Raw genomic sequence first — 25375 nt, 5'->3', positions numbered from 1 at the left:
AGTCGGAATCCGAAAATCCGATATGAACACATGGTTGGCACGAAACGGCTCGAATGGCGCCTGCCTCGACGAGCAGGCCGCCCTTCGTCCATGATGGTGCCAAAACAGAAGCGGTAGCTCCCATCTTTTCCTCCCAGTGGCACGTCAAATCTGGTGCGTCGACGTTAAATCATACAACTTCGATGTCAACATATCTTCGATATGTATCAGATATCGTGATTTATAATCAGGCCTGCAGCCGGATCACGCGGTAGGACAAAGGCGCGATCTTCGCCGTCAGCTTGCCATCGGCGAATGCGGAGCCGCTGGCCTTCACCGGAACGACATTGTCCGGCTTTTCGGCCGTGTTGGTGATGGCGAGATCCGAATGGGCAATGACCTGATCGTCGATGACCTTGAGGTTGCCGAATTCGAGCAGGCTGACGTCGAGATCAAGCGCTTCCGTACCGTGACGGTTGACGATGAAGAAGGTAACGACGCCGGCGCCCTTGTCGTGGACGGCCGAGACGTCGAGGTAGGGAACGCTGCCGACGTCGTCGACCTCGTAAGTCGGGCTGTCGACCATCAACTTCAGGGCCGTGCCGCGCCATAGACCGAGGCGAAGTAGTAGGGGTAGAAGATCGTCTGGCGCCATGCCGCGCCGGCCGGCGTCGTCATGATCGGCGCGATGACGTTGACCAGCTGCGCCAGGCAGGCGATCTTCACGACATCGGCGCGGTTGATGAAGGTGTTCAGGATGCAGCCGACCTGCAGCACGTCCTCGAAGTTATAATCGTCCTCGAGCAGCGCCGGCGCGTGCGGCCAGCCATTGGCGCCCGCGAGCGTCGCCTTGTCGCGCTCCTTGGAGTGGTACCAGACGTTCCACTCGTCGAAGGAGATGTAGACGTCCTTGGTCGAGCGCTTCTTCGCCTTGATATAGTCGATGACGCCGGCAACCGTGCCGATGTAGTTGTCGAGTTCGATGCTGCGGGCGAGATAGTTCGCCGTGTTCTTTGCGCGATTCTCCGAAATACATGTGCAGCGAGATGTAATCGACCTCGTTATAGGTGTGATCGAGAACGGTCGCCTCCCATTCCGGATAGGTCGGCATATGGGCGTTGGACGAGCCGCAGACGACGAGTTCGAGCGAGCTGTCGAAGGCGCGCATCGCCTTGGCGGTTTCATGCGCCAGCCGGCCATACTCGTCGGCGGTCTTGTGACCGATCTGCCAGGGGCCGTCCATCTCGTTGCCGAGGCACCAGAGCTTGACGTCCCAGGGCTCGGAGCGGCCATTGGCGATGCGCTTGTCGCTCCACTCGCTGCCGCCGGGATGATTGACATATTCGAGGAAATTGCGGGCTTCATCGAGGCCGCGCGAGCCGAGATTGACGGCCAGCATCATCTCGGTCTTGGCCGAGACGCACCAGTCGGCGAATTCGTGCATGCCGACCTGGTTGCTTTCGGAGGTGTGCCAGGCAAGATCGAGGCGCGTCGGGCGGCTTTCCTTCGGGCCGATGCCGTCTTCCCAATTATAGGCCGACACGAAGTTGCCGCCGGGATAGCGCACGATCGGAACGTTGAGCTCCTTGACCAGATCGATCACGTCCCTGCGCATGCCGTTTTCGTCGGCGGTCTCGTGACCGGGTTCATAGATGCCGGTATAGACGGCGCGGCCCAGGTGCTCGATAAACGAGCCGTACAGGCGCGGATCGATGTCCGAGATCGTGTATTTGCTGTGCGCGATAACCGCCGCCTTCATGATATCCTCCACCATATCATTTTTTGTGATTTATATCACAATTTACGATGAATAAAGCGGAAGCGTCGGCCGCGGTCAAGGGCAAAATTCGGAAAATCGGATACAGTCTAGCGTGTTTTGATACGCAGCAGGATGTCCTGGTCGTAATTGCCGAAACCGCGGCCGAAAATGTTGATGCCGCCAGGGTGCTTGGCGTCGTCGCGAACGCCGATGCGCAGGCGAATCGAGTGGTGCTCGTCGAGCTTCAGATCCGAAAGCGCCACGTCGGAAATGCGCAACCCATCGACGAAGGCACCCTCGTCGTTGATACGGAAGCTCTTCAGCTTGCCGTATTGCGAGCCCTTCAATTTCCACCAATCCGGCGTGAAAGCCCCACGTTTGTCGCCGAAATCGCCCGGAGACGTCCAGGTGCCGATGTCGATGCCATTGACCGTGAGCGTGATATCGGAAGGCCAGTCGGCGCTGGTTCCGGGCACTTCCGAACTCAGTTCCATGACGAACTCGATCTCGCGGACGCGGGTGTTGGTCAGCCTGGCATTGTTGGGAAACTGGTATTCGACATGCCCGCGCGTGAACCAGATCAGCGCCGTCTTCATGCGGTCCGGATCGAGGAAAGTATTGGGCACGTCGAGCAGGCCGATGATGCCATCCACCGAACAGAGGCCGCAGGGTGCGGTCACATCATAGCTGGTATAGAGACCAAGCGGCATCGCCACCTCGATCGCATCCGGTTCGGTTTCCTTGATTTCATTCTTGAAGACGACGAGGATCTCGTCATAGACGCTGTGACAGACCTTCTGGTTGCCCTTTCGCGCCTTCTGCGTCTCTGTGCGGATCAGCCCCGCCTCCTCCAGCATCTGCACGTTGGTCGAGACGCTGGACTGCGGCAACTCAAGAATATCAGCGATTTCGTTGACGTTGAGAGGGCCTTTTTCGTGCAGGAGCTTCAATACGGAAACCCTTGCCGGCGATGCCAGCCCCTTCAGGATGGGCATGCCTTCCTCGGGATCGACGACAAGAAAATTGCGGCTCATGGGTTTCCGATCGCACGTAGGTAAGAGAATAAAGAACTACGTTACATATCAGCAATCTCGATAGATTCAATCGGGACGGCAGCGTCGTGTTACGTTTTCGTGACAAGCTGACGACAATCACCTCGCTCGCATGACGAGCGAGGTGATTGCATAGGAGCGGCGTTGAACTCCGCCGTATGTTATGCGGCCTTGACCGGAGCCTCGCCTCGTCTGTAGGCGATCAGATCCTCGATGGTGATCAGGTGCAGGCCATGGCGCTCGGCGAAATGCTCGAGCTCCGGCAGACGGGCCATCGTGCCATCGTCGTTCGCGACCTCGCAGATCACGCCGGAGGCCGGCAACCCCGCCAGTCTGGCGAGATCGACGGCCGCTTCCGTATGCCCGGGGCGCGACAGGACCCCATCGGGATGGGCGCGAAGGGGAAAGATGTGGCCCGGCCGCGCGAAATCGTCCGGCCGCGCATTCGAGCCCACCAGCGCGCGAACGGTGGCGGCGCGGTCGGCGGCCGAAATGCCGGTGGTCGTTTCGGGAATGTAGTCGACCGAGACGGTGAACGCCGTCTTCAACATTTCGGTGTTGCGCGGAACCATCAGCGGGATGTCGAGCTCGTCGAGACGCTCGCCCTCCATCGCGACGCAAATCAGCCCGCGGGCGTGGTTCATCATGAATGCGATCGCCTGCGGCGTCACCTTCTCGGAGGCGATCACGAGATCGCCTTCGTTTTCGCGGTCGCGATCATCGACGACCACGACGATTTCGCCGCGCGACATCGCGGCAACCGCATCTTCAATCCTGGAAATAGTCAACGTCATGCCTTTCAAGGGTTAGCCGCTTGCGCGGCGTACATGGCCGTAAGGCCACAATCATCCCTTGGGCGAACAAGCATGGAGACGCCGCACGGATGCGACGTTCGCTGCATTGCTCTCTTCCATCCGGACTATACCGTCGGCTCCGGCATCTCACCGGATCTGCTGACCCTTCGTTTCACCGAAGGCGCTCGCGGGCTCCGAGTTTCCTCGATACCGCCGGTGGGGAATTGCACCCCGCCCTGAGAACGAAGCGACCATAAGCGAATACAGGCGCATTCCGCAAGTGCTGGACGATCCAAACCGGGGGCGCTGACCGAACGCAGTGTTCAATCATTTGCGGCCGCCATGGCTCGGATGGATGCCTGAAATCTTTATAGCTTTTTTATTTGGGACGCCGGGCGTCCGTCTCGACCCTTTATGCGGATCGGCAGCATAACTCACGTGCGGACCAAGATCGTCCGCCGGTTGCAGGCATCTCGATGACCTCACCGCTTCGAAACATCTGGAAGGAAATGCGACCGATGATGGACATCGTTCTGATCGGCACCGCCGTGATTTTTTTCGCGCTCTGCTTTGCCTACGTCAAGGCATGCGACGCACTCTGAACCGAGGCCATACGCCATGATTTTTGACTACGTGCTCAGCGGTGCGGTGACGGTGTTCCTCGCCGTCTACCTCACCTACGCCCTCATTCGCCCCGAGCGCTTCTGACCGTCGCCGCTCGTATTGAAAGTTTCGTCTCATGACCCTCATTGGATGGTTACAGATTCTGCTGTTTTGCGGAATCCTTGTCGTGCTCGTCAAGCCGCTGGGTGGCTATATGACCCGCGTGTTCGGCGGCGAGCGCACCCTGCTCTCTCCCGTCCTCGTTCCGATCGAACGGGAACTTTACCGCATCGCCGGAACCAGCGAGCGCGAGGACCAGCACTGGACGTCGTATACGCTCGCGATGCTGACGTTCAATCTGCTCGGCGTCCTCGTGCTCTATCTGCTGCTGCGTTTCCAAGGGATGCTGCCCCTTAATCCGGCGGGCATGACAGCGGTCGGGCCCGAGCTCTCCTTCAACACCGCCACCAGCTTCGTCGCCAATACCAACTGGCAGAACTACGGCGGCGAAAGCACGATGTCCTATCTCACGCAGATGATGGGCCTGACGGTCCAGAACTTCGTCTCGGCGGCAACAGGGATGGCGATCGCGGTGGCGCTGATCCGCGCCTTCGCGCGCGCGTCGGGCAAGGCAATAGGCAATTTCTGGGTCGATATGACCCGCGTCACGCTCTATGTCCTGCTGCCCATATGCATCGTGTTGACGCTGGTATATGTCTATCTCGGCGTCCCCCAGACGCTTGGTCCCTATGTCAACGCGACGACGCTCGAAGGCGCGCAACAGACGATCGCAGTCGGGCCGGTGGCGTCACAGCTCGCCATCAAGATGCTTGGCACGAATGGTGGCGGCTTCTTCAACGCCAACTCCGCGCACCCGTTCGAAAACCCCGACAATTATTCGAACATGCTGCAGATGCTGTCGATCTTCGTGATCGGCGCGGCCTTCACCAACGTCTTCGGGCGCATGGTCGGCAACCAGCGTCAGGGCTGGGCGATCCTTGCCGCCATGGGTGTGCTCTTCATCATCGGCGTCGGCGTGACCTACTGGGCGGAAGCGGCCGGCAACCCGCTGATGCAGGCCTTCGGCCTTGGCGGCGGCAACATGGAAGGCAAGGAAGTGCGTTTCGGCATCGTCATGTCGTCGCTCTTCGCCGTCATCACCACCGCGGCATCCTGCGGCGCGGTCAATGCGATGCATGGCAGCTTCACGGCACTTGGCGGCCTCATTCCGCTGATCAACATGCAGCTCGGCGAGGTCATCGTCGGCGGCGTGGGCGCGGGCTTCTACGGCATCGTTCTGTTCATCATCGTCGCCGTCTTCGTGGCGGGCCTGATGGTCGGCCGCACGCCGGAATATCTCGGCAAGAAGATCGAGGCGAAGGAAATGAAGATGGCCGTGCTCGCCATCCTCTGCCTGCCGCTCGCCATGCTGGTGTTCACCGCGATCGCGAGCGTGCTTCCCTCCGCCGTCGCGTCGGTGGGAACGGCCGGGCCGCATGGATTCTCCGAGATCCTCTACGCCTATACGTCGGCTGCCGCCAACAACGGCTCGGCTTTCGGCGGCCTCACCGGCAACACGCCCTGGTACAACATCACGCTCGGGCTGGGCATGCTGATGGGACGCTTCCTGGTCATCATCCCGGCTCTCGCAATCGCCGGATCGCTGATCGCCAAGAAGACCGTGCCGGCATCGGCAGGAACATTTCCGACCGACGGCCCGCTCTTCGTCGGCATGCTGGTCGGCACCATCGTCATCGTCGGCGGCCTGACCTTCCTCCCGGCCCTGGCGCTCGGCCCCGTCGTCGAACACCTCGCCATGGTCGCCGGCCAAACCTTCTAGGTGGGATCATGATCCTCCGTCACATCAGACGAAACCAGACAGCACGCCCCAGACGATCGGGGCGTGAGCGCCAGCCGCAGGCGAGAGGTACCGACATCATCATCGCCATGATGGCTGTCCTGCTCGTTCTCGCCTGTGCCTTCAAAATTCTAATCGGCTGATCGGACAGGTCCGATCCCCTCGTTTCCTTTCGAAAGCTGGAGTCTCCTATGAGCCAGGCAAAATCCGCGAGCATCCTGGATACTCGCATTCTCATTCCCGCCGTGGGTGCTGCCTTCAAAAAGCTGGACCCGCGCACGCTCGCCCGCAACCCCGTCATGTTCGTCGTCGCCACGGTTTCCGTTCTGACGACCGTGCTCTTCCTGCGTGATCTGGTCTCGGGTGGCGGCGATCTCGGTTTCTCCTTCCAGGTCAATCTGTGGCTCTGGTTCACCGTGCTCTTCGCCAACTTCGCCGAGGCCGTCGCCGAAGGGCGCGGCAAGGCGCAGGCGGAATCGCTGCGCAAATCGCGCACCGAAACCCAGGCCAAGCTTCTGACCGGGGAGAACAGGACCAGCTACAGGACGGTCCCGGGCACCAGCCTGAAGGTCGGCGATATCGTGCTGGTCGAAGCCGGCGACATCATTCCGTCGGACGGTGAAGTGATCGAGGGCGTCGCTTCCGTCAACGAGGCCGCCATCACCGGCGAATCCGCGCCCGTCATTCGCGAGATCCGGCGGCGACCGTTCGGCCGTCACCGGCGGCACGCAGGTGCTCTCCGACGAGATCCGCGTGCGCATCACGGCGGCCGCCGGCTCGACCTTCATCGACCGGATGATCGCGCTGGTCGAAGGCGCGGAACGGCAGAAGACGCCCAACGAGATCGCACTCAACATCCTGCTTGCAGGCATGACGCTGATCTTCGTCCTTGCCACCGCGACCATCCCGAGCTTCGCGGCCTATGCTGGCGGCTCGATCCCGATCATCGTGCTCGTCGCCCTGTTCGTGACGCTGATCCCGACAACGATCGGCGCGCTTCTTTCCGCAATCGGCATTGCCGGCATGGACCGGTTGGTCCGTTTCAACGTGCTCGCCATGTCGGGCCGGGCCGTGGAGGCCGCCGGCGACATCGACACGCTGCTGCTCGACAAGACGGGCACGATCACCCTCGGCAACCGCCAGGCAACCGCATTCCATCCTGTGCGTGGCGTCAGCGAGCAGGAGCTTGCCGATGCCGCGCAGCTGGCCTCGCTTGCCGACGAAACCCCGGAGGGCCGCTCGATCGTCGTCCTCGCCAAGGAAAAATACGCCATCCGTGGCCGCGACATGAGCCATCTGAAGGCAACCTTCGTGCCGTTCACCGCGCAGACCCGCATGAGTGGTGTGGATATCGAGGGATCATCCATCCGCAAGGGCGCCGTCGATTCGATGCTGGCTTACGTGAATGGCTCTCCCGCGATTGCCACCGGCAATGCCGCCGTCGCGCTGCACGTCAACAACGACACCGCCCGCGAACTCCAGTCGATCGCCGACGAGGTCGCAAAGAGCGGCGGCACACCGCTCGCGGTTGCCCGGGACGGCAAGCTGCTTGGGGTGGTGCAGCTGAAGGACATCGTGAAGGGTGGCATCCGCGAGCGGTTCGCCGAGCTGCGACGCATGGGTATCCGCACCGTGATGATCACCGGCGACAATCCGCTGACCGCCGCGGCCATCGCGGCCGAGGCAGGCGTCGACGACTTCCTGGCGCAGGCAACGCCTGAGATGAAGCTGGCGCTGATGCGCGAGGAACAGGCGAAGGGCAAGCTTGTCGCGATGTGCGGCGACGGCACCAACGACGCCCCGGCGCTCGCCCAGGCCGATGTCGGCGTCGCCATGAACACCGGCACCGTCGCAGCCCGCGAAGCCGGCAACATGGTCGATCTCGACAGCGATCCGACAAAGCTGATCGAGATCGTGGAGATCGGCAAGCAGCTGCTGATGACGCGCGGCGCGCTCACCACCTTCTCGATCGCCAACGATATCGCCAAGTATTTCGCGATCATCCCGGCGATGTTCCTGACGTTCTATCCGCAGCTCGGCGTCCTGAACATCATGGGCCTGTCGACCCCGCAAAGCGCCATCCTGTCGGCGATCATCTTCAACGCGCTGATCATCATCGCGCTGATTCCGCTGTCTCTGAAGGGTGTGCGCTATCGGCCGATCGGTGCCGGTGCGCTGCTGTCGCGAAATCTGCTGATCTACGGCGTCGGCGGCATCATCGTACCCTTCATCGGCATCAAGGCGATCGACATGATCGTCGCCTCTCTCGGCCTTGCATGATTTCAGGGCTGGACGCGAGGCGCCCGGCCCACGCCCTCATTCGAATTCCAGGAGTTCACCATGTTGAAACAGCTTCGCCCAGCCATCGTGATGATCGTTGCAACCACGGCAATCACCGGCCTCGTCTATCCGCTTGCCATGACCGGCGCGGCTCAGGCGCTTTTCCCGAAACAGGCCAATGGCAGCCTGATCGAGAAAAACGGCACGGTTGTCGGGTCGGCCCTGATCGGTCAGGCCTTTACCGGCGACACTTATTTTCACGGACGCCCGTCGGCCGCCGGCGACGGCTACAATGCGAGCGCCTCCAGCGGCTCCAACCTCGGCCCGACCAGCCAGAAGCTGATCGATCGCGTCAAGGCAGATTACGAGGCCGCCAAGGCGACCAACCCGAACGCGGACGTTCCGGTCGATCTGGTCACGGCATCCGGCAGCGGCCTTGATCCGGATATCTCACCGGAAGCCGCCTATTTCCAGGTCCCACGCGTCGCCAAGGCACGCAATCTAGACGAGGCAAAGGTCAAGGGCCTGGTCGATGCCGCCATCGAGGGTCGGGAACTCGGGCTGCTTGGAGAGCCGAAGGTCAATGTTCTCGCACTCAACATGACGTTGGACGCAACCTCGACGCAGTAGGTGGCCAAGGCCACCTACAGTAGAACAGCCTGCGAAGGAACAGAGCATGTCCATTGGCGACCGCGACCCGACGATCAGACCGTCTCCCGACGCCTTGCTCGAGAGGGTTCGCTCCGAGATGCGCGGCCGCCTGAAAATCTTTCTGGGCGCGGCGCCCGGGGTCGGCAAGACCTACGAGATGCTCGTCTCGGGACATGCGAAGATCGCCGATGGCGCCGACGTCGTCATCGGTGTGGTGGAAACGCATGGGCGCAAGGAAACACAGGCGCTCCTGGCAGGCTACGAGATCATTCCACGTGTCGTTATCAGTTACAAAGGCCGGTCGCTGGACGAAATGGATATCGACGCCATACTGGCGCGGAGACCGGATCTCGTGCTGGTCGACGAACTTGCCCATACGAACGCCGAAGGCAGCCGCCACCCGAAGCGGTACCTCGATGTCAAGGAACTGCTCGAGCGCGGCATCGACGTCTATTCGACCTTGAACATTCAGCACGTCGAGAGCCTGAACGACGTCGTGCAGCAAATCACCCGCGTGCGTGTGCGCGAAACGGTGCCGGATTCCGTCATCGACCTTGCCGACGATATCGAGATCATCGACCTGACGCCTGACGATCTCATCAAGCGGCTGCATGACGGCAAGGTCTACATGCCGGGCACGGCGGCGCGGGCGCTCACCAATTACTTCACATCAGGCAATCTGACGGCGCTGCGCGAACTGGCGCTGCGCAAGACCGCGCAGCGTGTCGACGACCAGCTGCTCACTCATATGCAGGCCAATGCGATCTCCGGCCCCTGGGCGGCAAGCGATCGCGTGCTGGTGTCCATCGACCACCAACCGCGTTCGGCGGCGCTGGTTCGCTACGCCTCGCGCATGGCGTCGCGCCTGCGCTCACCCTGGGCCGCCGTCTATGTCGAGACGAACCACGCCGTCAGGCTGACGGACTTAGAAGCCGACAGCGTCGCCGCGACATTGCGGCTGGCCGAGCAACTGGGCGGCGAGGCCGTCACGCTGCCCGGCCGCGAATGCTCCGAGGAGCTGCTGCGCTACGCGGCCGCCAACAACGTCACCCACATCGTCGTCGGCGCGCCCGGGAAAACCTCGTGGTGGAAGTGGTGGGAGCGATCCGACGCCGACGCCCTGATCCGTCAGGCCGGTGAGATCAGCGTCCATGTCATCTCCGGCAGCGAGCGCGACAGCAGGACCGCGCCGTCGGGCGTTCGCAGCGCCACACCCGCAAAGTCGCTGGATCTCAGGGCTTATGCGCTCGCGACCGGCTACGTCGCCGTGGCGCTTCTCGTCGGCGTCGTCCTTGATCAGGTCCTCGACGTCAGGAATCTCGCTCTGGTGTTCCTGATGTCCGTGCTGACATCGGCGGTCCTTCATGGTCTACGCCCCGCGCTCTATTCATCGCTGCTCGGCGCGTTTGCCTTCAATTTCTTCTTCCTGCCGCCGCGATACACGCTGACGATCAGCGATCCGGAAAGCGTGCTGGCGCTGTTTTTCTTTCTCGGTGTGGCGATCATCGCCAGCAATCTCACCGCGACCGTGCAGCGCCAGGCCGCCGCCGCGAGGCGCCGCGCCCGCACCACCGAGGATCTCTACCTGTTTTCAAAGAAGCTCGCGGGCACCGGCACGCTCGACGACGTCCTGTGGGCGACGGCGTTTCAGCTTGCCTCGATGCTCAAGGTGCGCGCCGTCCTGTTGCTGCCCGAGCAAGGATCGATCGCGGTCAAGGCCGGCTATCCACCGGATGACACGCTTGACGATGCCGATATCGCCGCCGCCCGCTGGGCCTGGGAGCACAATCATGCCGCGGGACGGGGTGCTGATACGCTGCCGGGGGCCAAACGTCTCTATGTGCCGCTCAGGACCGGCCGCGCCGCCGTCGGCGTGATCGGCCTCGACAGTGATCGCCGGGACGGACCGCTGCTGACACCAGAGCAGCAGCGGCTGCTCGATGCGCTGGCCGACCAGGCAGCGCTCGCGATCGAGCGCATCCAACTGGTCGCCGATGTCGACCGGGCGAGGCTTGCGGCGGAGGCCGACCGGCTGCGCTCGGCCCTGCTGACCTCCATCTCTCACGATCTGAAGACACCGCTCGCCGCCATACTGGGTGCGGCGGGCACCTTGCGCGACTATCTCGATTCGATGACCGCGGACGATCGGCTCGATCTTCTCGCGACCATTGTCGACGAGTCCGAACGCCTGCATCGTTTCATCGCCAATCTGCTCGACATGACGCGGCTGGAATCCGGCGCCATGGAGCCGAACGCGACGCCGCATTTCGTCGGCGACATTGCCGGGGGTGCGCTTCGGCGTGGCGCGAAGATCCTCGCGCACCACAAGACGGAAATGACGGTCGCTTCCGATCTGCCCATGGTGCGCGTGGATGCCGTCTTGCTTGAACAGGTGCTGTTCAATCTGCTCGACAATGCCGCGAAATATTCGCCCGAGAACTCGACGATCACGATCACCGGCCGGGCAAACGCCTACAACGTCTTCGTTCAGGTCTCCGACGAGGGCCAGGGCATTCCGCCGGCCGATCTCGAACGCATATTCGACAGCTTCTATCGCGTCCGCAAGGGCGACCAGGTTCGGGCCGGAACGGGCCTCGGCCTATCGATTTGCCGGGGCTTCGTCGAAGCCATGGGCGGAACGATCTCGGCTGAAAACCGAAGCGACCGGCGGGGCGCGCGCTTCACCGTGCAGCTGCCGATCGCCATCGACATTCCCCAACTGGATGATCTCAAATGACAGGCATGGCCATTACAATTCTTGTCGTGGACGACGAGCCGCCGATCCGCAAGCTTCTGCGGGTGGGGCTTACGGCACAGGGTTACACGGTCGCGGAAGCCGCCGACGCCAGTTCGGCCAAGGAATACACACGCCATCAGATGCCAGACCTGATCATCCTCGACCTCGGCCTGCCCGACCAGCATGGCTACGAACTGCTGCAGGAGTGGCGTCAGGCGGGGCTTGCCACGCCCGTCGTCATCCTCTCCAGCCGCACCGACGAAACGGGCATCGTCCGGGCGCTTGAAACCGGCGCGGACGACTACATCACCAAGCCGTTCGGCATGAACGAGCTCGGCGCGCGCATCCGCGTGGCGCTGCGCCATCGGCTGCAACAGCAGGGCGAGCGTGCTGTCTTCCAGACCGGCGGTCTTTCAATCGATCTGGTGAAGCGCATCGTGAAGGTGGATGGCAACGAGGTGAAATTGTCTCCGAAGGAATATGAGATCCTGCGTATCCTGGCGCAGCATGCGGGCAAGGTCCTCACCCACCAGTTCGTGCTCCGGCATATCTGGGGACCGGCGGCCGATGTTCAGTATCTGCGCGTCTACGTCAGGCAGTTGCGCCAGAAGATCGAGAGCGCTCCCGACCAGCCTTTCTACATCACCACCGAAACCGGCGTCGGCTATCGGCTGCGCGAACCCGACGACATCACCGACACGCCAAGACCGGGGCAAGGTCTGATCGGACCGACATGACAATGAACCTCACGACCATATTTCTTCCCGATGACGTCCTCTTCGACGTGGCACAGCAGAACAAGACGAACGTGTTGCGCTTTGCCGCAACGACGGCGTCACGGACGTTGGGCGTGGACCCGGTTGCGCTGTTCACCGTGCTCGAAGCGCGTGAATTGCTCGGTTCGACGGGCATCGGCCGCGGCATCGCGGTGCCACATGCAGCGCTTCCCGATCTCGGGCCGCCGCGTGGTTTCATCCTGAAACTGGCGCGGCCTCTGGATTTCGATGCCATCGACGAACAGCCGGTCGATCTGGTCTTCCTGCTTCTTTTTGGAGAAAGGTGGCGCTCGGAATACCTGAAGGTGCTGGCCACCATTGCCAGGAAGGCGCACGACAGCGCGGTGCTCGACGCCATGCGACGTGCGACGAGCGCCGGCGACCTTTACGGGTGCTTCGCCGGCCCCGAACCACGAGACGGCGCGCTGACGATCGCCAAGACATAGCCTGGAAAGCATCGCGCACCTTCCTGAATCGCCTGAACCTTCTCCTCCCGCGATCGTTATTGCTGCTATGAGGGACGTTAGGACAAAAAGAGCGCCGCCTGACAACGATGAACCGGATGCCACAGGCAAATCCGATGCGGCGGCGACGTCGACCGACGTGGAGGAAACGCCCCCTGCCCCGGAAGAACCCGACGAGAAACTGACGCCGGAGGAGTTGGAGCGCGCCCGCAAGGCCTATCTTCTGAAGCGGTTCTGGATCAGCGCGCGTGGCTTCTGGGGCCGCAAGGGTGACAGGTTTGCCTGGCCTTGCTGCGTGGGCCTGCTTGTCCTCATCGGACTGAATGTCGCGTTTCAGTACGGGATCAATGTCTGGAACCGCGAACTGTTCGACGCCATTGAACAGCGCAACGCCCCGACGGTCTATTTCCTGGGTGCCGTGTTCCCGCCGCTGGTTCTCGGAAGCGTTGCGCTTGTCACCATCCAGGTCTACGTCCGCATGATGATCCAGCGGCATTGGCGATCGTGGCTGACCACGGCGCTCATCGCCCGCTGGCTCGACAATGGACGCTATTACCAACTGAACCTGATCGATGGCGATCACAAGAACCCGGAGGCCCGCCTGTCCGAGGATCTGCGCATCGCCACCGAATCGCCGGTCGACTTCGTTGCCGGCGTGATTGCGGCGTTCGTCTCGGCATCCACCTTCATCGTCGTTCTCTGGATGATCGGTGGCGCCTTGTCGTTGCCCATCGGCGGCATGGTGATCACGATCCCGGGCTTCCTTGTCGTCACCGCGATCATCTATGCAATCACCACCTCGAGCGCGATCGCGTTCATCGGCCGGCATTTCGTCAAGGTGTCGGAGGCAAAGAACCAGGTGGAGGCGGAGTTTCGCTACACGCTTACCCGCGTTCGCGAAAACGGAGAGAGCATCGCGCTCCTCGGCGGTGAGGAAGAGGAACGCAACGACCTCGGTAAAACGTTCGGTAACGTCCTTCGCCAATGGGCGCTGCTTGCGCGGCAATATATGCGCACCACGCTGGTCTCGCACGGGTCCATGCTGATCGCGCCTGTCGTGCCGGTCCTGCTCTGCGCGCCGAAATTCCTCGATGGCAGCATGACATTGGGACAGGTCATGCAGGCGGCGTCGGCATTCACGATCGTCCAGGGCGCGTTCGGATGGCTGGTCGACAACTACCCTCGCCTCGCCGATTGGAACGCGAGCGCGCGCCGCGTCGCATCGCTGATGATGTCGATCGACGGCTTGCAGCGCGCCGAACAGAGTGACACGCTGGGACGCATCGAGCACGGAGAAACCGCGGGCGACGTGACGCTGAGCCTGCATAATCTGTCGATCTCGCTTGGCGATGGCACCGCGGTCGTCAAGGAAACAGAAGTCGAGATAGATCAAGGCGAGCGGGTCCTGGTGGCAGGCGAATCCGGCTCCGGCAAAAGCACGCTCGTGCGCGCGATCGCGGGCCTCTGGCCGTGGGGAACCGGCAGTGTCAACTTTCACGCGGACAGGCAGCTTTTCATGCTTCCGCAGCGGCCATACATCCCCTCCGGAACCTTGCGGCGCGCAGTTGCCTATCCCCGCGCCGCCGATAGCTGGGAGCTCGATGACATCAACGCGGCTCTCGACAAGGTTGGCCTCGGCCATCTCAAGGACAAGATCGAGGAAGACGCGCCCTGGGATCAGACGCTGTCAGGCGGCGAAAGGCAGCGGCTCGCTTTCGCGCGCCTGTTGTTGCACGATCCCGATATCATCGTGCTCGACGAAGCAACGTCGGCACTCGATGACAAGAGCCAGGACCAGCTGATGGAATTGCTCGTCGGGGAGCTGCCCAATGTCACCATTCTCAGCGTGGGACACCGCGCGGAGCTTGAAGCCTTTCACAGCCGCAAGATCACGCTGGAAAAACGCAATGGCGGCGCCCGGCTTGTCAGCGACGTCGATCTCATGCCGCGCAGGAAGAGCCGCAACGTGATCTCGCGTATACTAAAGCACCGAAGTCGTCCTCGCAAAAGTCCGGCGGGCTAGCGGCTGTTCGACGCAATGAGCGGCTCGACGATGTCGCCGATGATCGCCAGCGCCTTGGCGCGCGCACGCTCATCGTCGGGCGCCTCGAACTCGGCAAGCTCGATGCCCGCGATCCGTTCAGCCGGTATCGCCTCCAGCAGCGAGCGAAGCTCGCCCGGCAACAGGCCATCCGCGATCCGGTAGGCGGCGGGAACATGATCGGGTTCGAGCGCGTCCCAGTCGATGTGTATCCAGACCGGGGCGTCGCCAATGAACGACAGCACGGCCTCCAGATCGATCGAGCCCGCCATCAAGGTGACGCGGGCGCTTTCGAGCAGTTCCCGCTCCGCCCTGTCGATGTCCCGGATGCCGATGATGGCCACATCCGACGCCATAACCTCCGAGCCATGCCCGCTTTCCCAGAGGCCGCAAGCGCCGGCCAAAGCCATTCCGCCGAGATAACCGGATCCGGTCGTCACCGGCGTGTTGAAGTCGCCATGCGCATCGACCCAGAGCATCTTGAGGCCCGGAATGGTGCGCGCCGCCGCCGGCAGCGTGGCCAGCGCGGCCGAGCAGGTGTTGACGCTGAGCAACGGAATATCGCCGGCATCGATCGCCGCGACCACCTCACGGGCAAGCCCGCTCAACGTCTCGTTGGCGGCGGGCAGGCTGACGCTCCAGTCGTCCACCCGGTGCTCGCTTTCACGTCCGACGACGTGAGCCTCGGTGGAGAGACGAACGGCCAGCATGTCGGAACAAGCCCGCGCGCCGGCTATGGCATGCGGTGTCCGGTCGCCGATGCGGCCTTGCGATGTGATCAAGCGAAACGGTCGATTGCGCATGGTATTCCGTTTTGGTTGGCTGTCTGAATGGGCGAGGCGAATTGCCACTGGCTAGGCAAAATTCCGATGTTAATCAAGCGGTTCGTTGCGGCAATACGATCGTCCACGCTGGCGTCCCGTCAGCAGTCCAGCCATTAGCGGCAGCGCGGCCATTGGCGTCGCTGGATGTTCGGGTGTCGCCGCCTCAGCTCTTGGCAACGGGCGCTGCTGGCAGAAGCCTGCCGTCGAAGATCATTGCGATGGCGCCCATCCGAGCGCCGCGGGCCTCCAATGGCCAATGATGCATCGGACCAGCTCCGGGACGATATCGTCGCGAACAAAATCAAGGCTGGGGCGTTGATCCCATGTGGTTTTTCGAAAAGGAGCAATCCGATGAAGAGAACGCTAGGCGCGGCAATGGCCGCAATATTCATCGTCGCGGGCGGCCTGAGCCCGGCAATGGCGCGCGACAACAATCATCGCGACAACACCGGACGGGCGATCGCCGGTGGCGTTGCTGCCGGGGTCGTCGGCGGGTTGATCGGCGGGGCCATCGCCAATTCGCAGCCTCGCTACGCCGAGCCGGCGCCACGTCCGCGCTGCTGGTATGAAGATCGTGAGGTCGGAAACAGCTATGACGGAGGATCCCATGTCGAAACGGTGCGCGTCTGCCGCTAGCCTCCTGCGCTACGTCTATGCGGGGAACCGCTCCGCATAGACCGGCCTCACCGCAAAGTGTGGGTTGACCACCCTGCGTGGCGAGGCGACAATCAGCTATGGAGAACGCGAGGAGGACCTGATGGAAGCAGAACGCTGGCGCCATATGGAGAGCGCGCCCAGGGACGGAAGCCGGATCCTGGTGACCATCTATCCATCCGAACAGGGACCGGGAGAAGTCGATCTGGCATATTGGTCAGCTGGCGATCGTTCTGGCGGCGAAGGGTGGCGCGCATCGGATTCCTCACCCGGGCGTGTGATCGAATATGCGGAGCCCGAGCTGAAGTGTTGGATGCCAATGCCATCAGCCAATCTCGACCGCGCTTCCATGCCGCTACCCTGGGAAGTCGACGACGCTTTGCAACTGGATGGTTCGGGCATCTAGCGGGCCTGTAACCTGATTGCGGAGCCCGACCGCAGGGCGGCCCTTCACATTCGCGACGATGGCGGTAAGGTGGCGCCCGGCAGGGAGGCCGCATGATCGACAAACTGGAATTCTTCATCGCCGTCGCCACTGAAAAGCATTTCGGCCGCGCCGCCCAGGAATGCGGCATATCACAGCCCTCCCTCTCCGCCGCCATTCGCCAGCTCGAAGACCAGCTCGGCGTTATTCTCGTGCAGCGCGGCTCGCGCTTTCAAGGGCTGACGCCGGAAGGACAGCGCGTGCTCGAATGGGCGCGCAGGATTGTCGGCGACGCGCGCACCATGCGCCAGGAAATGCGCGCCGCCCGCGCGGGCCTCGCCGGCCATATCCGGATCGCCGCCATACCGACCGCGCTCTCCATGTTGCCGCAATTGACCGCGCCGTTTCAGGAGCGCCATCCCGACGTCACCTTTTCGATCGTCTCGCGCAATTCGCTCCAGGTGCTGAGCATGCTCGAGAATCTCGAGATCGACGCCGGCATAACCTATCTCGAGAACGAGCCGCTCGGGCGCGTGACCAGCGTTCCGCTATACGCCGAACAGTATAATCTCATCACCGCCGCCGGCAGCCCGCTGTCGGATCGGGAAAGCGTCACCTGGAAAGAGGTCGGCGACATCAGGCTCTGTCTATTGACCGCCGACATGCAGAACCGGCGGATCATCAACCAGTTGCTGGCCGAAGCAGGCGCAACGGCGCGGCCGACCCTCGAATCCAATTCGATGATCGTGCTGTTTTCGCATGTACGCACCGGCCGCTGGGCCAGCATCATGCCGCGCAATGTCGCGAAATCATTCGGCTTTCCGTCCGAAATCCGGATGATCCCGATTGTCGAGCCACAGGCGCATCACGTCGTCGGTCTGGTGGCGACGCATCGCGAACCCTTCACGCCGCTGGTCTCCGCGCTGCTGCATGAGGCGCGCACCCTCGTCGACAGACCGGAATTTCAATAGGAAAATCCTATCGACCGACGAGACAGCTTTATTGATCGCTTCGTCCTTCCCTGAAAAAGTCCTATAATGATTTGACGGCCCATGTCGTCGGCCGGGGCTTCTGGAGGAGGCTTGCCGAATGTCCGCGGGGTCGCTGCTTGTCTGGGAGGGCAGCTGATGAATATTCATGTCGCCAAGGGCGATATCTCCGATCAGGTGCGTGACATCGTCGATCGTCTGAAGACGCTCGAAGGGCCGATGCTGCCGATCCTCCACGAGATCCAGGACGTGTTCGGCTATGTGCCGCAGGAGGCGCTGCCTGTCATCGCGCACGGTCTCAACCTGTCGCGGGCCGAAGTCCACGGCGTCGTCACCTTCTATCACGACTATCGCAGCCATCCGGCCGGCCGGCATATCCTGAAGCTCTGTCGGGCCGAATCCTGCCAGTCGATGGGCGCAGACCGTCTGGCGGAGCGCGCGAAGGCGATGCTTGGCATCGACTGGCACGGGACGACGCCCGACGGGGCCATTACGCTGGAGCCCGTCTTCTGTCTCGGACTCTGTTCGTGCTCTCCATCAGCGATGATCGACGGCGAGGTGCATGGCCGGGTCGATCTCGCCGATCTCGAGGAGATCATCGCGGAGGCGCGCCGATGACTGTCAGGATCTATGTTCCGCGCGATGCGGCGGCAGTGGCGCTCGGTGCCGACAAGGTGGCGGCGGCGGTCGCCAAGGAGATCAGCGATCGCGGTCTCGATGCGGTGATCGTCCGCAATGGCTCGCGCGGCATGCACTGGCTGGAACCGCTGGTCGAAGTCGAAATCGCGGGTGAGCGGATCGGCTACGGTCCGGTAAAGACGCGGGATGTCGTGTCATTGTTCGATGCGGGACTGCTAGCAGGCGGGGATCATCGGCTCTGTCTTGGCGCGGTCGAGGAGATCGCGTTTTTCAAGCGGCAGACACGACTGACTTTCGCTCGCTGCGGGGTGATCGATCCGTTGTCCCTCGTCGACTACGAGGCGCATGGCGGGCTGTCCGGCCTGCGCCGTACTGTCGGCATGCAGCCTGCCGATATCGTCAAGGACGTCACCGATTCCGGGCTGCGCGGGCGTGGCGGCGCGGGTTTCCCGACCGGCATCAAATGGAAGACCGTGCTCGACGCACCGGGTGCGCGCAAATATATCGTCTGCAATGCCGACGAGGGCGACAGCGGCACCTTCGCTGACCGGATGATCATGGAAGGCGACCCCTTCGTGCTGATCGAGGGCATGGCGATCGCGGGGCTGGCGACGGGAGCCACCAAAGGCTTCGTCTATATCCGCTCGGAATATCCACACGCGATCGCCACTATGACCGAGGCTGTCGAGATCGCGCGACGGGCTGGCGTGCTCGGCCCGTCGGTGCTCGGCTCCGGCAAGGCATTCGACGTCGAGATCCGCACCGGCGCCGGCGCCTATGTCTGCGGCGAGGAAACGGCGCTCCTGAACAGCCTCGAGGGCAAGCGCGGGATCGTGCGCGCCAAGCCGCCGCTGCCGGCGCACAAGGGTCTGTTCGGCTGTCCCTCCGTCATCAACAACGTGATCTCGCTCGCGTCCGTGCCTGTCATCATGGACAAGGGTGCTGCCTATTATCGCGATTTTGGTATGGGGCGCTCGCGCGGTACCATCCCGTTGCAGATCGCCGGCAATGTCAGGCATCCCGGCCTTTATGAGGTGGCCTTCGGGCTGACGCTGGGCGAGATCGTCGATGAGATCGCCGGCGGCACGGCATCGGGACGACCGGTCAAGGCCGTGCAGGTGGGCGGACCGCTGGGGGCGTATTTCCCACGCGCGCTGTTCCACACCCCCTTCGACTATGAGGCCTTTGCCGCGAAGGACGGCTTGATCGGCCATGCCGGCATCGTCGTCTTCGACGACAGCGCCGACATGCTGAAGCAGGCGCGCTTCGCGATGGAGTTCTGTGCCGTCGAGAGCTGCGGCAAGTGCACGCCCTGCCGCATCGGCTCGACACGCGGTGTGGAAACGGCCGACAAGATCGCCAGCGGCATCGAGCCGGAGAAGAACCGGGCGCTGCTGACAGATCTCTGCAACACGATGAAGTTCGGTTCGCTTTGCGCGCTGGGTGGGTTCACGCCTTATCCCGTTTTGAGCGCGATGACGCATTTTCCGGATGATTTCGCGCCGGCGCCGATGGTGGAGGCTGCGGAATGATTGACGCTGCATTGACCGTCTATTCCCCTCCCCAACCCCTCCCCACAAGGGGAGGGGCTTGGAACGCCGCGCGCTTCCCGTTCTCATCTCAACGCTTCCACATGCGGGAAAGCCGCTGCAGTGCGATGACCGCGCCGCAGTGAAGCCCCTCCCCCTTGTGGGGAGGGGGTTGGGGAGGGGTCTTAGCGCCATCCACGACAGCAGATCATTCTCTTACGGAGGCACACCATGTCCCTCGTTCATGAAATCGACTACGGCACGCCGGCCTCCGCCTCCGAGACCATGGTGACGCTCACGATCGACGGCAATCAGGTGACGGTGCCCGAGGGCACATCCATCATGCGCGCGTCGATGGATTCTGGCATCGAGATCCCGAAGCTCTGCGCCACCGACATGATCGACGCCTTCGGTTCCTGCCGGCTCTGTCTTGTCGAAATCGAGGGTCGCGCGGGCCTGCCCGCGTCCTGCACCACGCCGGTCGCGGCGGGCATGGTGGTGTCGACGCAGACGAACCGGCTCAAGGACGTCCGACGCGGGGTCATGGAACTCTATATTTCCGACCATCCGCTCGACTGTCTCACCTGTGCCGCCAACGGCGATTGCGAACTGCAGGACATGGCGGGCGCGGTTGGCTTGCGCGATGTGCGCTACGGCTATGATGGCGAGAACCACGTCAAGGCGCGAGACAATGGCGGGCTCAACGCCAAATGGGCACCGAAGGATGAGAGCAATCCCTATTTCACCTTCGATCCGGCGAAATGCATCGTCTGTTCGCGCTGCGTGCGGGCCTGCGAGGAAGTTCAGGGCACGTTCGCGCTGACCATCGAGGGGCGCGGCTTCGATTCCCGCGTCTCGGCCGGCATGCACGAGGACTTCGTCTCGTCGGAGTGCGTTTCCTGCGGCGCCTGCGTGCAGGCGTGCCCGACGGCAACACTGACCGAGAAGTCGGTGATCGAGATCGGCCAGCCGGAGCATTCCGTGGTAACGACTTGCGCCTATTGCGGCGTTGGCTGCTCCTTCAAGGCGGAGATGCGCGGCGAGGAGCTGGTGCGCATGGTGCCGTGGAAGGATGGGCAGGCGAACCGCGGGCACTCCTGTGTCAAGGGCCGCTTCGCCTACGGCTATTCCAGCCACAAGGACCGCATCCTTAATCCGATGGTGCGCGAGAAGATCACCGATCCCTGGCGGGAAGTGACCTGGGACGAGGCCTTCGCGCATGTGGCCTCCGAGTTCCGGCGCATCCAGTATCAGTATGGTCGCGATTCGATCGGCGGCATCACCTCATCGCGCTGCACCAACGAGGAAACCTATCTCGTGCAAAAGCTGGTGCGCGCCGGCTTCCGCAACAACAATGTCGATACCTGCGCCCGCGTCTGCCATTCGCCGACAGGCTACGGCCTCGGCCAGGCCTTCGGCACCTCGGCGGGCACACAGAATTTCGACAGCGTCGAAAAGAGCGATGTCGTCGTCATCATCGGCGCCAACCCGACGGATGGGCACCCGGTCTTCGGGTCTCGTCTGAAGAAGCGGCTGCGGCAGGGCGCAAAGCTGATCGTCATCGATCCGCGCCGCACCGATATCGTCCGCTCTCCGCATGTCGAGGCGGCCTATCATCTGCCGTTGAAGCCGGGCACCAACGTCGCCGTCATGACCTCGCTGGCGCATGTGATCGTCACCGAAGGCTTGTTCGACGAGCGCTTCATTCGTGAGCGCTGCGACTGGTCGGAATTCGAGGACTGGGCGGCCTTCGTCGCCGAGCCACACCATAGCCCGGAGGCAACCGAGGCGCTGACCGGCGTGCCGGCGGAGATGCTGCGCGGTGCCGCCCGCCTCTATGCCACCGGCGGCAACGGCGCGATCTATTACGGGCTTGGCGTGACCGAGCACAGCCAGGGTTCGACGACCGTCATGGCGATCGCAAACCTCGCGATGGTGACCGGAAATATCGGCCGTCCCGGCGTCGGCGTGAACCCGCTGCGCGGCCAGAACAACGTGCAGGGCTCCTGCGACATGGGCTCCTTCCCGCACGAGCTGCCGGGCTATCGCCACGTTTCCGACGAGGCGACGCGCGATATCTTCGAGAAACTCTGGGGTGTCAAAATCAGCGACGAGCCGGGCCTGCGCATTCCCAACATGCTCGATGCGGCCGTCGACGGCTCCTTCAAGGGGCTTTATGTCCAGGGCGAGGATATCCTGCAGTCCGATCCCGACACCAAGCATGTTGCGGCGGGGCTGGCGGCGATGGAATGCGTCGTGGTGCACGATCTCTTCCTGAACGAGACCGCCAACTACGCGCATGTCTTCCTGCCGGGCTCGAGTTTCCTTGAGAAGGACGGGACCTTCACCAATGCCGAACGACGCATCAACCGCGTGCGCAAGGTGATGAGCCCGAAGAACGGCTATGCCGACTGGGAAGTGACGCAGAAGCTGGCACAGGCGATAGGGCTTACCTGGAACTACAAGCACCCGTCCGAGATCATGGACGAGATCGCGGCGACGACGCCGAGCTTCGCCATGGTCTCCTACGACTATCTGGAAAAGATGGGCTCCGTGCAGTGGCCGTGCAACGAGGCGCATCCCGAGGGATCACCGATCATGCATGTCGATGGTTTTGTGCGTGGCAAGGGCAAGTTCATCCGCACCGAATATATCGCCACTGACGAACGCACAGGACCGCGCTTCCCGCTGCTTCTGACGACGGGGCGCATTCTCAGCCAGTACAATGTCGGGGCGCAGACACGGCGCACGGAAAACGTCGTCTGGCATTCCGAAGATAGGCTGGAAGTCCATCCGCACGACGCCGAACAACGCGGCATCCGCGATGGCGATTGGGTGAAGCTCATGAGCCGGTCGGGCGATACGACGCTGCGCGCGCTGATCACCGACCGCGTCTCTCCCGGTGTCGTTTATACCACCTTCCACCATCCGGACACGCAGGCCAACGTCATCACCACCGACTTCTCCGACTGGGCGACCAACTGTCCGGAATACAAGGTCACAGCCGTCCAGGTTTCACCGTCAAACGGGCCGACGGATTGGCAGGTCGAGTATGACGAGCAAGCGCGGCAGAGCCGGCGGATCTCGGGCAAGCTAGAGGCGGCGGAGTAGACGATGTCACACGGCACCCACGACAAGCTTGTCTACATGGCCAACCAGATCGCGGGCTTCTTCGCGACGCAGCCCGATGCCGAGGCCGCGCAAGGGGTGGCCTCGCACATCAACAAGTTCTGGGAGCCACGCATGCGCCGGCAGCTGTTCGAGATCATCGAACACGAGGACAAGACGCTCAGTCCGCTGGTGCTGCGGGCGGCACCCTGATCAAGAAACCGGCGCCGGTCGCGCCGCCCAATCCGGAGACGATCGGCTGACGGCATGGCACCTCAGCGTTTGCGGGCCTTGGGTCGCGAACGCCTGCTGGTGCGGCATCACTCCGGCGTTGCGGCCGGCTCGCGCTTCGCCTCGCCTGTTCGCGGTATATGAGATAGGCCGAAGGATCGGACGCGAGCGGCGCTTTGCATGAGTTGGGCGAACGACCGCTCGCTTATTCCGTCCGCCTTGTTCAATTGGGCGATCATCAGATCGTCGAGCACTTCCGAAACCGTAAAATCCAGATCCACTGTTTGATCCTCCGCCAGTAGACAAATCACTATCAGCGGAAAGCGGCGGAGACGTGTACCGGAAAGTCACATCTAGGTTACCCGTTTGGACGTTATGCCTGTGTGCTCGGTCATGGGCGCTCTTTTTCGCGACACGCGTCGTATACCGAGCTTGCCTCCGGAGGGAGGCTGCTTTAGCTCCTTGATGGAATGGAGCAGGCAAATGATATTTCTGGTAATTGCGGTCCCGATCGTCGTCGTGTGTTTTCTTCTGGCTCCCCGACCGACATTGATCGCTGTAGCGTGCATGCTTCTAGTGGGCGCCGGCGTTGGCCTCTACGTCTACTTCCAGCAGACCGACCGAAATAGTCTTGCAGCGCTCGTTTCGGGAACAAGCACCGGCGGTCAGGGCTGCCCCGATCCGGCCAAGTCGGTTTTCGTGACGTTGGCGAACGCTTCCGACAGGCAGGTCAACGTGGTCCGCTTCAGATTGATCGCCAAGCGCTCCGGCCATAGCAGCGAAGTCTATTCGGACTACTTCACGACCGACAAGATCATCGAGCCGCGCAGCGAGTTCGGCAATTGCTGGACGCTCAACCCCTATCGCGGCCTCGACACATTGCCGGGCAAGCCCTCCCCCGCCGATTTCGACTGGTCGGTGGAGATCTCGTCGGTCGATTTCGCGGCCAGGCCATAGCGCCTGCTATCGGGCCTGCAGAATAAGGAGCCCCACCACACCGAGAAGGCTCATGGCCGCGAGCGAGAGGACGCCGGCCAATAGAACGCGGCCACCGGAGGCGAACACTGTGCGCATATTCACCGATAGGCCAAGCGCCGCCATGGACACCGTCGTCAGGATCGTCGATGCCGATTTCGCGGTGTCGACCGCTCCCGGTGGAATAAGGCCGAGGCTGCGCAAGCACATCATCGCGAAGAAGCCGACGATGAACCAGGGAACGAGGCGAGTTGCGGAAAGCCAAGCTCCGCCAGTGCGTTGGCCGCCGTTTTTCAGCCGCAGCAGCAACACCACGGGACCGAGCATGAGAACGCGCATGAGCTTGACCAGCGTGCCGACTTGAACGCTGGCGGCGCCGATGGGCGCGGTGGCGGCCAGCACCTGGGGCACGGCATAAACCGTCATTCCGGCGAACACGCCATATTGCCACTGCGTCATCCCGAAGGCCGAAAACAACCACGGCAGCAACAGGACGACCAGGATTCCAAGCGCCGCGGTAAAGGCAATGGACGAAGCCACGTCATCGAAGTCCGCGCCGATCACGGGAGCAGCCGCGACGATCGCCGAATTGCCGCATATGGAATTGCCGCAGGCAACGAGCGTCGCCAGATGATCCGTCAGGCCGAGCAGGCGACAGATGCTGTAGCTGATGACCAGGGAGAGCATGACAGTGGCGAACACGACGGCGACCATCATCGTTCCCGCATCGACAACCGTCCGGACACTGATCGAAGCGCCAAGGAGCACGATCGCCATTTCGAGCAGGAGCTTGCTCGAAAAATCCACGCCGGCGCGCAGTGAAGGCGCGAGCCCGACGACACTGTGATAGATCGTGCCGAGCAGGATGGCGAAGACGAGCGCATCCATCAGTTCATAGCCGAATACCGCTTTCTCCGTGAAAGCGATCGCCTGCGACATCAGGGTGACAATGACGCTAACCCCCACGCCGGGAAGAATTTCCACCAAACCAGACCTGCGCAATTGAAA

At 62.5% G+C, this 25375-nt stretch carries 19 protein-coding genes, 3 pseudogenes and 1 riboswitch; of the genes and pseudogenes, 17 read left to right on the top strand and 5 right to left on the bottom strand.

Features of this window, described 5'->3' with window-relative positions; all coding sequences use genetic code 11:
- Nucleotides 1-226 precede the first annotated feature (226 nt).
- The 3 genes and pseudogenes from P3R82_RS02030 to ribB form a co-directional block, all read right to left on the bottom strand.
- Nucleotides 227-1738: pseudogene (locus tag P3R82_RS02030) on the bottom strand (alpha-N-arabinofuranosidase).
- A gap of 107 nt (nt 1739-1845) precedes the next feature.
- Entirely contained in the window at nt 1846-2772 is a 927-nt protein-coding gene (locus P3R82_RS02025; RefSeq protein WP_283192802.1) for a helix-turn-helix domain-containing protein, read from the bottom strand.
- Between the two features lie 179 nt (nt 2773-2951).
- Nucleotides 2952-3578, bottom strand: coding sequence for a 3,4-dihydroxy-2-butanone-4-phosphate synthase (gene ribB / locus P3R82_RS02020; protein WP_283193484.1), 627 nt, complete (start codon nt 3576-3578; stop codon nt 2952-2954).
- A gap of 110 nt (nt 3579-3688) precedes the next feature.
- A riboswitch (FMN riboswitch) is annotated at nt 3689-3832 on the bottom strand.
- A 228-nt stretch (nt 3833-4060) separates the two neighbouring features.
- Here ribB and P3R82_RS02015 point away from each other — a divergent pair.
- From P3R82_RS02015 to P3R82_RS01975, 9 genes and pseudogenes are all read left to right on the top strand, one after another.
- Complete coding sequence (locus P3R82_RS02015) at nt 4061-4186, top strand: hypothetical protein (protein ID WP_283192801.1); 126 nt, start codon at nt 4061-4063, stop codon at nt 4184-4186.
- 16 nt (nt 4187-4202) lie between these two features.
- Nucleotides 4203-4292, top strand: coding sequence for a K(+)-transporting ATPase subunit F (locus P3R82_RS02010; protein ID WP_018898034.1), 90 nt, complete (start codon nt 4203-4205; stop codon nt 4290-4292).
- Nucleotides 4293-4323: 31 nt separating this feature from the next.
- Entirely contained in the window at nt 4324-6027 is a 1704-nt protein-coding gene (gene kdpA / locus P3R82_RS02005) for a potassium-transporting ATPase subunit KdpA (RefSeq protein WP_283192800.1), read from the top strand.
- A gap of 209 nt (nt 6028-6236) precedes the next feature.
- Nucleotides 6237-8325: pseudogene (gene kdpB, locus P3R82_RS02000) on the top strand (potassium-transporting ATPase subunit KdpB).
- A gap of 60 nt (nt 8326-8385) precedes the next feature.
- Nucleotides 8386-8955, top strand: coding sequence for a potassium-transporting ATPase subunit KdpC (gene kdpC / locus P3R82_RS01995; RefSeq protein WP_283192799.1), 570 nt, complete (start codon nt 8386-8388; stop codon nt 8953-8955).
- Between the two features lie 46 nt (nt 8956-9001).
- Nucleotides 9002-11713, top strand: a complete 2712-nt coding sequence (locus P3R82_RS01990; protein ID WP_283192798.1) for a sensor histidine kinase KdpD — start codon at nt 9002-9004, stop codon at nt 11711-11713.
- Complete coding sequence (locus tag P3R82_RS01985; protein ID WP_183900920.1) at nt 11710-12450, top strand: response regulator transcription factor; 741 nt, start codon at nt 11710-11712, stop codon at nt 12448-12450. The genes P3R82_RS01990 and P3R82_RS01985 overlap by 4 nt, the downstream gene beginning before the upstream one ends.
- A 2-nt stretch (nt 12451-12452) precedes the next feature.
- Nucleotides 12453-12935 (top strand): PTS sugar transporter subunit IIA, encoded by a 483-nt coding sequence (locus P3R82_RS01980; protein WP_283192797.1) that lies wholly within the window; start codon nt 12453-12455, stop codon nt 12933-12935.
- A 157-nt stretch (nt 12936-13092) separates the two neighbouring features.
- Entirely contained in the window at nt 13093-14976 is a 1884-nt protein-coding gene (locus P3R82_RS01975) for an ABC transporter ATP-binding protein/permease (RefSeq protein ID WP_349294028.1), read from the top strand.
- Here P3R82_RS01975 and P3R82_RS01970 read toward each other — a convergent pair.
- Nucleotides 14973-15776 carry an arginase family protein gene (locus P3R82_RS01970; protein ID WP_283192795.1) on the bottom strand — a complete coding sequence of 268 codons (804 nt, stop codon included), beginning with the start codon at nt 15774-15776 and terminating at the stop codon, nt 14973-14975. The two genes, P3R82_RS01975 and P3R82_RS01970, sit on opposite strands and share 4 nt — an antisense overlap.
- Before the next feature lie 393 nt (nt 15777-16169).
- On the opposite strand from P3R82_RS01970, the gene P3R82_RS01965 reads away from it, so the two are divergent.
- From P3R82_RS01965 to P3R82_RS01930, 8 genes and pseudogenes are all read left to right on the top strand, one after another.
- On the top strand, nt 16170-16454 hold the full coding sequence (locus P3R82_RS01965; protein WP_183900924.1) for a hypothetical protein: 285 nt from the start codon (nt 16170-16172) through the stop codon (nt 16452-16454).
- Nucleotides 16455-16572: 118 nt separating this feature from the next.
- Nucleotides 16573-16878 (top strand): hypothetical protein, encoded by a 306-nt coding sequence (locus P3R82_RS01960; RefSeq protein WP_283193483.1) that lies wholly within the window; start codon nt 16573-16575, stop codon nt 16876-16878.
- A 92-nt stretch (nt 16879-16970) separates the two neighbouring features.
- Nucleotides 16971-17867 carry a LysR family transcriptional regulator gene (locus tag P3R82_RS01955; protein WP_283192794.1) on the top strand — a complete coding sequence of 299 codons (897 nt, stop codon included), beginning with the start codon at nt 16971-16973 and terminating at the stop codon, nt 17865-17867.
- A gap of 156 nt (nt 17868-18023) precedes the next feature.
- Entirely contained in the window at nt 18024-18503 is a 480-nt protein-coding gene (locus P3R82_RS01950) for a formate dehydrogenase subunit gamma (protein ID WP_283192793.1), read from the top strand.
- Nucleotides 18500-20056: an NADH-quinone oxidoreductase subunit NuoF gene (locus tag P3R82_RS01945; RefSeq protein ID WP_283192792.1), complete on the top strand. Its 1557-nt coding sequence runs from the start codon at nt 18500-18502 to the stop codon at nt 20054-20056. Before P3R82_RS01950 ends, P3R82_RS01945 begins: the two co-directional genes overlap by 4 nt.
- A gap of 228 nt (nt 20057-20284) precedes the next feature.
- A complete protein-coding gene (gene fdhF / locus P3R82_RS01940) occupies nt 20285-23164 on the top strand; it encodes a formate dehydrogenase subunit alpha (RefSeq protein WP_283192791.1) in 2880 nt (959 codons plus the stop codon).
- Nucleotides 23165-23167: 3 nt separating this feature from the next.
- Nucleotides 23168-23424 (top strand): annotated as a pseudogene (locus tag P3R82_RS01935) (formate dehydrogenase subunit delta).
- A 451-nt stretch (nt 23425-23875) separates the two neighbouring features.
- Nucleotides 23876-24349, top strand: a complete 474-nt coding sequence (locus P3R82_RS01930) for a hypothetical protein (RefSeq protein ID WP_283192790.1) — start codon at nt 23876-23878, stop codon at nt 24347-24349.
- 6 nt (nt 24350-24355) lie between these two features.
- On the opposite strand, the gene P3R82_RS01925 is transcribed toward P3R82_RS01930, so the two are convergent.
- The gene (locus P3R82_RS01925; RefSeq protein ID WP_283192789.1) at nt 24356-25369 is read right to left on the bottom strand and encodes a putative sulfate exporter family transporter; all 1014 of its coding nucleotides are present in this window, start codon (nt 25367-25369) and stop codon (nt 24356-24358) included.
- Nucleotides 25370-25375 lie beyond the last annotated feature (6 nt).

Origin of the sequence: Rhizobium sp. AN80A (assembly GCF_030053015.1) — a bacterium.
GTDB classification, from domain to species: Bacteria; Pseudomonadota; Alphaproteobacteria; order Rhizobiales; family Rhizobiaceae; genus Rhizobium; species Rhizobium metallidurans.
This window is presented reverse-complemented; position numbering and strand designations above follow the sequence as displayed.

Bases quoted from the DNA above. Each gene is read 5' to 3' on its own strand.
- P3R82_RS01965 (WP_183900924.1), top strand. From the start codon at position 16,170: ATGAAGAGAACGCTAGGCGCGGCAATGGCCGCAATATTCATCGTCGCG.
- P3R82_RS01990 (WP_283192798.1), top strand. From the start codon at position 9,002: ATGTCCATTGGCGACCGCGACCCGACGATCAGACCGTCTCCCGACGCC.
- P3R82_RS02025 (WP_283192802.1), bottom strand. From the start codon at position 2,772: ATGAGCCGCAATTTTCTTGTCGTCGATCCCGAGGAAGGCATGCCCATC.
- P3R82_RS01945 (WP_283192792.1), top strand. From the start codon at position 18,500: ATGACTGTCAGGATCTATGTTCCGCGCGATGCGGCGGCAGTGGCGCTC.
- P3R82_RS01980 (WP_283192797.1), top strand. From the start codon at position 12,453: ATGAACCTCACGACCATATTTCTTCCCGATGACGTCCTCTTCGACGTG.
- P3R82_RS01955 (WP_283192794.1), top strand. From the start codon at position 16,971: ATGATCGACAAACTGGAATTCTTCATCGCCGTCGCCACTGAAAAGCAT.
- P3R82_RS01930 (WP_283192790.1), top strand. From the start codon at position 23,876: ATGATATTTCTGGTAATTGCGGTCCCGATCGTCGTCGTGTGTTTTCTT.
- P3R82_RS02015 (WP_283192801.1), top strand. From the start codon at position 4,061: ATGACCTCACCGCTTCGAAACATCTGGAAGGAAATGCGACCGATGATG.
- fdhF (WP_283192791.1), top strand. From the start codon at position 20,285: ATGTCCCTCGTTCATGAAATCGACTACGGCACGCCGGCCTCCGCCTCC.
- kdpC (WP_283192799.1), top strand. From the start codon at position 8,386: ATGTTGAAACAGCTTCGCCCAGCCATCGTGATGATCGTTGCAACCACG.
- P3R82_RS01985 (WP_183900920.1), top strand. From the start codon at position 11,710: ATGACAGGCATGGCCATTACAATTCTTGTCGTGGACGACGAGCCGCCG.
- P3R82_RS01950 (WP_283192793.1), top strand. From the start codon at position 18,024: ATGAATATTCATGTCGCCAAGGGCGATATCTCCGATCAGGTGCGTGAC.
- P3R82_RS02010 (WP_018898034.1), top strand. From the start codon at position 4,203: ATGATTTTTGACTACGTGCTCAGCGGTGCGGTGACGGTGTTCCTCGCC.
- kdpA (WP_283192800.1), top strand. From the start codon at position 4,324: ATGACCCTCATTGGATGGTTACAGATTCTGCTGTTTTGCGGAATCCTT.